The 8,344-nt window shown below is 74.9% G+C and carries 8 protein-coding genes; 1 reads left to right on the forward strand and 7 read right to left on the reverse strand.

The window, feature by feature from the left end; translation table 11 throughout:
- Positions 1-20: 20 nt before the first annotated feature.
- The 5 genes from ABZ801_RS39555 to ABZ801_RS39575 all read right to left on the reverse strand — a co-directional run bounded on the left by ABZ801_RS39555 (position 21) and on the right by ABZ801_RS39575 (position 5,157).
- Positions 21-1,031, reverse strand: coding sequence for a polyprenyl synthetase family protein (locus tag ABZ801_RS39555; protein WP_360708573.1), 1,011 nt, complete (start codon positions 1,029-1,031; stop codon positions 21-23).
- Positions 1,028-2,386 (reverse strand): hydroxysqualene dehydroxylase HpnE, encoded by a 1,359-nt coding sequence (gene hpnE / locus ABZ801_RS39560; protein WP_360708576.1) that lies wholly within the window; start codon positions 2,384-2,386, stop codon positions 1,028-1,030. The genes ABZ801_RS39555 and hpnE overlap by 4 nt, the downstream gene beginning before the upstream one ends.
- The gene (gene hpnD, locus ABZ801_RS39565) at positions 2,386-3,243 is read right to left on the reverse strand and encodes a presqualene diphosphate synthase HpnD (RefSeq protein WP_360708578.1); all 858 of its coding nucleotides are present in this window, start codon (positions 3,241-3,243) and stop codon (positions 2,386-2,388) included. Before hpnD ends, hpnE begins: the two co-directional genes overlap by 1 nt.
- Before the next feature lie 3 nt (positions 3,244-3,246).
- Complete coding sequence (gene hpnC / locus ABZ801_RS39570; RefSeq protein WP_360708580.1) at positions 3,247-4,152, reverse strand: squalene synthase HpnC; 906 nt, start codon at positions 4,150-4,152, stop codon at positions 3,247-3,249.
- A gap of 225 nt (positions 4,153-4,377) precedes the next feature.
- Positions 4,378-5,157 carry an SDR family oxidoreductase gene (locus ABZ801_RS39575; protein ID WP_360708582.1) on the reverse strand — a complete coding sequence of 260 codons (780 nt, stop codon included), beginning with the start codon at positions 5,155-5,157 and terminating at the stop codon, positions 4,378-4,380.
- 111 nt (positions 5,158-5,268) lie between these two features.
- On the opposite strand from ABZ801_RS39575, the gene ABZ801_RS39580 reads away from it, so the two are divergent.
- Positions 5,269-6,558 (forward strand): MFS transporter, encoded by a 1,290-nt coding sequence (locus ABZ801_RS39580; protein WP_360708584.1) that lies wholly within the window; start codon positions 5,269-5,271, stop codon positions 6,556-6,558.
- A gap of 24 nt (positions 6,559-6,582) precedes the next feature.
- On the opposite strand, the gene ABZ801_RS39585 is transcribed toward ABZ801_RS39580, so the two are convergent.
- Complete coding sequence (locus ABZ801_RS39585) at positions 6,583-7,023, reverse strand: helix-turn-helix transcriptional regulator (protein WP_360708587.1); 441 nt, start codon at positions 7,021-7,023, stop codon at positions 6,583-6,585.
- 10 nt (positions 7,024-7,033) lie between these two features.
- On the reverse strand, positions 7,034-8,344 hold a 1,311-nt coding region (locus ABZ801_RS39590), incomplete at its 5' end, for an Hsp70 family protein (protein WP_360708589.1).

Below are 8,344 nucleotides of genomic sequence, written 5' to 3' on the forward strand. Positions count from 1 at the left end.
GGGTGGTCCCGAGTGGTCGGTCAGTGGTCGCGAGCGGTGACGAAGCGGGCGATGTCGCGGAGCTCGGCGCGGACGCCGTCGTCCATCCGCGCCCGTCCGAGCCGCGTCTCGGCCTGTTCCAGGCGGTGCGCGGCCTGCGCCTCGGCCCAGGCGCGGCCGCCCGCCGCCTCGATCAGCCGGGCCGTCTCGCGCAGTTCGTCCTCGGGCCGCGGCGCCGGGCGCGCGTACAGCTCGGCGAGCCGCCGCGACTCGGCGGTCCCGGCGGCGAGCGCGGCCACCACGGGCAGGGACTTCTTGCGGGCACGCAGGTCCGACAGGACGGGCTTGCCGGTCGCGTCCGGGCTGCCCCAGATGCCCAGCAGGTCGTCCACGAGCTGGAAGGCCGTGCCGAGCTCGGCGCCGAACCGGTCGAGCGCGTCGACCAGCGCCGGCGGCGCGTCGGCGAGCGTGGCGCCGATCGCGCAGGAGCAGGCCAGCAGCGCGCCGGTCTTGTCGGCCACCATGGCCAGGCACTCGTCGAGCGAGACGTCGTCGCGGGACTCGAAGTCCAGGTCGCGGGCCTGCCCGGCGATGAGCCGCCGGGTGGCCTCGGTGAGGACGCGCGCCGCCCGCTGCGCCGCCGGGCTGTCCTCGTCCAGCAGCAGCTCGATCGCGATCGTCATCAGCGCGTCGCCGCCGAGGATGGCGGCGGACGGGCCGAAGACGGTCCAGGCGGCGGGCCGATGCCGGCGGGTGCGGTCGCCGTCCATGATGTCGTCGTGCAGCAGCGAGAAGGCGTGCACCAGCTCGACCGCGACGGCGCCGGGCAGGGCCGTCTCGGGCGCCGCGCCGGCGGCGCGGGCCGACAGCAGCGCCAGCGCCGGCCGCAGCGCCTTGCCGCCGCCCCCGGTGACGGGCCTGCCGTCGGCGTCGACCCAGCCGAGGTGGTAGGCGGTGACGCGGCGGGTCCACGGGTCGAGCCGTTCGATCGCCGCGCGCATCGCCTCGTCGACCAGCGCGCGGCCGGCGGTGGCGAGGGGAACGCCGGTCATCGCGCGTCCACCCCCTCGCGCGGACGCTGGTCGAGCAGGTGGCGGCGGACGAGACGGGCGGCGGTCAGGCCGCTGCGCACGGCCCCCTCCATCGTGTCGGGCCAGCCGGTGTCGGTCCACGCGCCGGCCAGGAAGACGCCCGGCATCCGGGTCTCGGCGGCGGGACGCAGCGCGCCGCTGCCCGGGCCCTGCCGGAACGTGGCGTGGCGTTCCCGGGTGACGAAGAAGTCGGCGATCCCGGCCCGCCGGGCGGCCGGGAACAGGCGCTCCAGCGCGGGGACGAACACCGCGCGCAGCTCGGCCGCCGGCACGTCGATCCACCGGTCGGCCGCCGACACCGACACCGCCAGGTACTGGCCGCGGTCCAGGCCGGCCCCGGCGGTGCGGTCGAACACCCACTGCACGGGCGAGCCGACCGCGGCGGCGAACGGAAGATCCGTCACCCTGGTGTCGTAGACGACGTGCACGTTGACGATCGGGCTGGCGCCCAGGCCGGACCAGCGCGTCCGGTCGGGGCACGCCTCGTCCGGGACGATCCCGGCGGCCGCCTGGTGCGGCACGGCCACCACGACGGCGTCGGCGGCGACCGGCGTGCCGTCCACCACCAGCTTCGGCCCGGCCCGCACCGCCTCGACCTTCGCCCGCAGCCGCACCTGCCCGCCGCCGCGCTGCACGCGCCGCAGCGCGGGCGTGCCGTGCAGCTCGCCGAGCGGCACGGCGGCCACGCCGATGTCGGCGGCGTCGGCCCGGCCGAGCAGCGCCGTCTGGCACACCATCGCGGCGGACCCGAGCGCGGCCTCGTCCAGCCGGATGTTGAGCGCGGCGGTGACGAACAGCTCCCACAGCGCCTCGCGCGGCCACCGCCGTTGGCCGTGCGCGGCCAGCCAGGCGCCTATGCCGAGCTGGTCGAGCCAGGGGTCGCCCGGGTCGAGACGGTTCAGGGCCAGCGACGCGCGGACGGCGCGCAGCCGGTCGGACGGCGACAGCAGCCCGTACCCGGCCAGCGCGGGCAGCATGTGCAGCGGGCCGGGCAGCCGGGCGCGCCGCAGCCGTCCCGCGGTGCCGTCCGGGGTGAGGACGGTGACGTCGAAGCGGTCCTGGACGCGGACCCGGTTCTGCACGCCCAGCCTGCGCAGCAGCCCCTGGTAGGCCGAGCAGCAGCGCAGGAACACGTGCTGCCCGTTGTCGACGGTCAGGCCGTCGCGCCGGAACGAGCAGGTGGCGCCGCCGAGCCGGGGCCGCGCCTCGTAGATCGTCGTGCGCAGGCCCGCCTCCTGCAGGGCCAGCGCCGCGCTGATCCCGGCCAGGCCGCCGCCCACGACGGCGACGTGCGCGTCCTCCGCCGCCGCGCCCATCACCGCACCATCCACAGCGAGCGCAGCGCCACGGCGGCCTTCTCCCACGGCGGCAGCGACACGTGGCCCTGCAGCGCGGCGAGCGGGTCGGCCGCGATGCGCGCCAGCAGCCGCCGGTAGATGTCGGCCATCGCCGAGGCGCACGCGCCGCTGCGCGGGTCGAGCATCGGGATCAGCCGGAAACCGGTGTCGTACCACTCGCTGGCCCGCGCCGCCTCGAAGCGCATCAGCGCGACCAGCCGGGACGGCGGGTCGGTGAACCGGCCGGACGCGTCGCGCTGCAGCGAGCAGCCGAACCGGGCCAGGTCCTCGCCGGGCAGGTAGACGCGGCCGCGCAGGGCGTCCTCGCGCACGTCCCGCAGGATGTTGGTCAGCTGCAGCGCCACGCCGAGCGCGTCGGCCAGCGGCTCGGCGGCCCGCAGGTCGGTGGCGCCGAACACGCCGAGCGACAGGCGCCCGATCGTCCCGGCGACGCGGCGGCAGTAGGCCAGCAGGTCCTCGAAGGTCTCGTAGGCGGCGCCGCGCACGTCGGACTCGCAGCCGTCGACGAGCTCGGCGAACGCCTCCAGCGGGATCGGGTAGCGCCGCGCCGCGTCGGCCATCGCGACGAACACCGGATCGGTCGGCCTGCTGTCCAGGTCGCTGATCTGCTTGCGGGTGGCGACGAGCGCGGCCAGCCGCTTGTCGGCGGGCGTGGCGTCGTCGTCGCCGAAGTCGTCGATGCGGCGCGCCAGCGCGTACACCGCGCTTAACGCCCGCCGCTTGGGCGGTGGCAGCAGCCTGATCCCGTACGAGAAGTTCCGTGCCCGCGAGCGGACCACCTGCTCGCAGTACCGGTAGCCGTCAGACGGATCCACTGGTCATCTCCTTCCGAGCATCCGTGACCACTCGATCAGCAGCCGTGTTCTCGCGGGACGCGGCGGATCCGCGAGAACGTCGTAGCCGCGGTGTTGCAGAGCCGCCAGGGCGGCGCGCCCGCCCGCGATGTATCCGGCCACCGCGAGCCGCGCGAACCCCGGCAGCCGCGCCGAAGCGACGCCTCCCGGCTCCGTGGGCCGGGCGGCGGCCGGCACGCCGACCAGCGCCGAGCCCTCGTCGAGCAGGCGGCGCGCCCGCGCGGCCTGCAGCGCGATCACGCCGCGCAGCCGGGTCGGGGTGGCGGAGCGGGTCAGGTCCCGCTCGGCGCAGCCGAACCGGCGCAGGTCCGACTCCGGCAGGTAGATCCGTCCCCGCCGGTAGTCCTCGCCGACGTCCTGGCAGTGCTCGATGATCTGCAGGGCGGTGCAGACGCGGTCGGACAGGGCGAGCCGGTCCGGGGTGACCGCGTCGAAGACGTGCAGCACGACGCGGCCGACCGGATCGGCCGACAGCGCGCAGTAGGCCACCAGCTCGTCGAACGTCTCGTACCGGGTGACGACCTGATCCTGCCGGTTGGCCTCGATCAGGCGGCGCAACGGCTCGGCCGGGACGCGGCAGTCGCGCACCGTCGCGGCCAGCGAGACGAGCGGCGGCAGTTCGGGCGCGCCGCCCTCGTACAGGCGGCGCAGGTCCGTCTCCACCTCGTCGAGCAGCGCCTTTCGCTCCCGCGGAGGCGCCCGGTCCCCGATGTCGTCGACGAAGCGGGCGTACCGGTACACCGCCAGGAGGTGCATGCGATGGCGAGCGGGCAGCAATCGCGTGGCGACCGGGAAATTCTCCCGGCGCGCGAATTCGTCCAGTGTCCGTGGACCTGCTGCCGGATCCCACGCCTGCGCGTTCGCGGACATGTCCTCCCTTCGGTGTCCGGCCGACCAAGGCACCAGGACCAGGCCAGTTGCACGCCAGGCCACCAGGCCGGTCACCACGACCGGGGTGCGACGGGATTCGGACAAAGCACCCGCCTGTCACTCTCAGCAGCAGTCATGCCCGTTCGCCCGCCAATCGCTGCCCCCTCTTTGGAAAAGCAGACGGAGGGTGTCGGAAATGTTTTCGGCGACGCGGCAAATAGGCCGTCAGACACGTTCCCCGAATCGGCCCGCGAGGGTCCGGTAAAGCCCGGGGGCGGTGGCTTTGACGGCGATCGGCAGCCGCAGCCAGCCGGGCACATGGACCTCGGCCGAACCGGTGGCGACGGCCCGCACGGCGGCCTCGGCGACGTGCTCGGGCGGCAGGGGCCGCGGACGGCGCCGCGCGTACGGGGCGCCGCGCCGCTCGAAGAACCCGGTGTCGACCACGCCGGGGACCAGCACGCCGACGGTGACGCCGGTGCCGCGCAGCTCCAGGCGCAGGCTCTCGGCGAAGGCGTCCAGTCCCCCCTTGGCGGCGGCGTAGACGGCCTCGCCCGCCACCCCCATCCGCCCGGCGATCGAGGTGACGAACAGCAGCCGCCCGCCGCCCCGCGCCAGCATCTGCGGCAGCAGCGCCCGGGTCAGCGTGATCGGCGCCGCCAGGTCGACCGCCAGCAGGTGGCCGACGCCGCCCTCCGGCATGTCGGTGAACCGTCCGGCCCATCCGGCCCCGGCGTTGAGCACCAGGACGTCCACCCGCCCGGCCCGCCGCAGCGCCTCGTCGGCCAGCCGCCGCACCTGCGCCGGGTCGGCCAGGTCGGCGGTGATCGGGACGCCGCCGGTGGCGCGGGCCGTCTCCGCCAGCCGCCGCTCGTCGCGGCCGTGCACGACCAGGCGGGCGCCGTCGCGCGCCAGGGCGACGGCGATCGCCCGGCCCAGGCCCGCCGACGCGCCGGTGACCAGAGCGACCCTCCCCCGCGCCGAATGCCGCCGCCGGAACATCATTCCCGCAGCTTACGGGGCCGCGGCGGGGCCGTTCGAGCATGCCGCGCGGCTGGCGGGGAAGCAGGTCGCTGTGGACATCCCGCCCGCCGGACGCGCCGTCTCGGGGATCCCATGGGGACCGCCGAACGGCTGAACCGCCCCGCCTTCCGCCGCCTGCTGGCCGGGCAGACGGTGTCCTCGTTCGGCGACTGGATGGGCACGCTCGCCCTGATGTACCTGGTGCTGGAGCTCAGCGGCTCCACCACGGCGGTCGGCGGCGTCCTGGTCCTGCGGCTGCTGCCCTCGGCGCTGGGGGCGCCGCTGGCCGCCCGGGTGGTGACCAGGTGGCGGCGCCGCAGCGTGATGATGACCTCCGACCTGGTCCGCGCGGGCATGGCGTTCGTCCTGCCCGTCGTGCCGTCGCTGTGGTGGGTGTACGCGTGGGCGTTCGCCATCGAGGTCGTCGGCCTGATGTTCCTGCCCGCCCGGGACTCGGCCGTCCCCGTCATCGTCGGGGGCCGCGACGGAAGACCCGACCGCGGGACGTTGCAGCTGGCCAACGGCATCACGATGGCGACGTCCTACGGCATGATCCCGGTGGGCGCGGGGGCGTTCGGCGCGCTGCTGTTCCTGTCGGACTCGCTCGGCTGGACCGGCCACGGACGCTTCGTCGCGGTGTTCTGGCTGGACGCGGTGACCTACCTGGTCTCGTTCGTCGCCGTGCGCGGCCTGCCCGACCTCGGGCCGCGCCGCGGCGAACGGCGGCCCGCCGGCGACGCCGTCCGGCCGGGGGCGGGGCTTCTGGCCGCGCTGCGGATGCCGGTGATGGCGGCGGTGCTGCCCGCGGTGGCGGTCGTCTCGCTGGGGCTGGGGTCGCTGTTCTCGGTCGGCATACCGTTCGTCCGGGACGTGCTGCGCGCCGGGCCCGTCGGGTTCGGCGCTCTGGTGGCGCTGTTCGGCGTCGGTGCGCTCCTCGGCCTGCTCGGCACCCGCCTGTACGGGCGGCACGGCCTGGTCGGGCAGGTCAGGCTGGCCACGGCGACACAGGGCCTGGTGATCATCGCGATGGGCGCGCTGGCGTCGCCGGCCTGGGCGTTCCTCGGCGCGGTGCTGTTCGGCGCCGCCGCCACCGGCGCGCTGGTCGGCGCGGTCACCTACCTGCAGGAGAGCCTGGACGGCGCCTGCCGCACGCTCGGGCTGACCGCCTTCCACGCCGTGCTGCGGTGCGGCCTGGCCACGGCCGCGCTGGCGGCGGGCGCCGCCGACGACGTGCTCGCCCGGACGCGTCCGCCACCGCTCGGCATCGCCCCCGCCGGCCTGGTGCTGATCGTGTCAGGGGTCGTGGTGTGCTGCGGCACCTTCCTCATCCGGCACCCGACCGGCCGGGACCGCCCGGTGACGCCCGCCGGCCGCGCGGCCTGAGCCGGCGCGGACCGGCACGGGACTTCACGGGGCCGGGGGCGGCGGCCGGACGTCCGCCCGGGTGGAGGCGGGCACCAGCGCGCCGTCCCCCGCCCTTCCCCGCCTGCGCAGCTCCCGGGCCAGGCGGGCGGCCACGCTGCGGGTGGACTCCAGCTCGTTGCCCAGCTGGTCGACCATCTCGCGCAGCCGCCGCACCTCCGCCCGCAGCGCCTCGGTCTCGCGCCGCAGGTCGAGGATGTGCCGGACGCCCGCGAGGTTGACGCCCTCGTCGCGCGACAGCCGCTGGATCTCGTGCAGCGTCCTCATGTCGCGCATGGAGTAGCGCCGGTTGCGGCTGCCCGCGCGCACCGGCGTCACCAGCCCCATCCGCTCGTAGGCGCGCAGCGTCTGGGGATGCAGGCCGGACAGCTGCGCCGCGACCGAGATGACGTAGACGGGCGTGTCGTCGTCGATGGGCGTGCTCATCGGGTGCCGCCTAGCGCGCGTCCTTGGCCCTGTCGTCGTCCACGATCTCGGCGTCGACGACCTCGTCGTCGTCCTGCCGGGCCTCCCCCTCGCCGGACTCGGCGGACGCGCCGGACGCGCCTTCGCCCGCCTGCGGGCCCTGCGCGTAGATGGCGGCGCCCATCTTCTGGCCGACCTGGCCCAGCCGCTGGGTGGCGGCACGGATGGCGTCGACGTCGTCGCCCTCCAGGTTCTTCCTGACCTCGGCGACGGCCTCCTCGACCTCCTTCCTGACGTCCTCGGGGATCTTCTCGGAGTTCTCCTTGAGGAACTTCTCCATCGAGTACGACAGGGTGTCGGCCTCGTTGCGGACCTCCGCCTCCTCCTTGCGCCGCCGGTCCTCCTCGGCGTACCGCTCGGCCTCCCGGACCATCCGGTCGATGTCGTCCTTGGGCAGCGCGGACCCCCCGGTGATGGTGACCGACTGCTCCCTGCCCGTGCCCAGGTCCTTGGCGGACACGTGGACGATGCCGTTGGCGTCGATGTCGAAGGCGACCTCGATCTGCGGCACGCCCCTCGGCGCCGGCGGGATCCCGTCGAGGGTGAACGTGCCGAGCTTCTTGTTGTAGGCGGCGATCTCACGCTCGCCCTGGAACACCTGGATGCCGACCGACGGCTGGTTGTCGCTGGCGGTCGAGAACACCTCCGACCGCTTGGTCGGGATGGTGGTGTTCCGCTCGATGATCTTGGTGAAGATGCCGCCCTTGGTCTCGATGCCCAGGCTCAGCGGCGTGACGTCCAGCAGCAGGACGTCCTTCACCTCGCCCTTGAGCACACCGGCCTGCAGCGACGCGCCCACCGCCACGACCTCGTCGGGGTTGACGCCCTTGTTCGGCTCCTTGCCGCCGGTCAGCTCCTTGACCAGCTCGGTCACCGCGGGCATGCGCGTCGAGCCGCCCACCAGCACCACCTGGTCGATGTCGCCCACCGAGATGCCCGCGTCCTTCACCACCTGCCGGAAGGGCGCCTTGGTGCGCTCCAGCAGGTCGGCGGTCATGCGCTGGAACTCCGCGCGCGACAGCTTCTCGTCCAGGTGCAGCGGGCCCTCGGCCGAGGCGGTGATGTAGGGCAGGTTGATCTGCGTCTCCGAGGAGGACGACAGTTCGATCTTGGCCTTCTCGGCCGCCTCGCGCAGCCGCTGCAGCGCCATCTTGTCCTTGGACAGGTCGACGCCGTTGGCGTTCTTGAACCGCTCGACCAGCCACTCGACGACCTTGTTGTCCCAGTCGTCGCCGCCCAGGTGGTTGTCACCGCTGGTGGCCTTGACCTCGACCACCCCGTC

Source organism: Actinomadura sp. NPDC047616 (assembly GCF_040642915.1).
GTDB classification, from domain to species: Bacteria; Actinomycetota; Actinomycetes; order Streptosporangiales; family Streptosporangiaceae; genus Spirillospora; species Spirillospora miaoliensis.